Below are 347 nucleotides of genomic sequence, written 5' to 3'. Positions count from 1 at the left end.
GCGATGAGCACCGCGATCGCGAGCAGTCCCACGACACCCCCGGTCACGACGTCGAGCTGGAGGTCGACGTACGCCCGTCGGGCCAGTCCGTTCTCGACACCGGCGTCGATCGGTACGGCGATCGCCTCGAGGGAGCCGGCGAGGTCCTCGGGATCGGCGTCGTCCGCCGCACGGACCCAGAGGGCCTGCACGGACGGATCCGGGGCGAGGCGGTCCAGCGTCGTACGCCGGACCAGGGCGGCTTCTCCCCAGCCCTCGCCGCCGACCACCCGGAGGCGCTCGGTCCGGTCGCCGACGGTGACGTCGACGCGGTCGCCCGGTTCGACGCCGTCGCCGAGGAGGTCCCA

The 347-nt window shown here is 74.1% G+C and carries 1 protein-coding gene; it reads right to left on the bottom strand.

Going from position 1 to position 347, the window contains the following annotated elements:
• Positions 1-347: hypothetical protein (locus tag ACOADB_RS08530; RefSeq protein WP_378597537.1), on the bottom strand; the 347-nt coding region annotated here is incomplete at both ends.

It is taken from the genome of Nocardioides sp. CPCC 206348, from assembly GCF_048654705.1.
Taxonomy (GTDB): domain Bacteria; phylum Actinomycetota; class Actinomycetes; order Propionibacteriales; family Nocardioidaceae; genus Nocardioides.
Note: the sequence above shows the minus strand (reverse complement) of the source record. Positions and strands in the feature narration are given on the sequence as shown.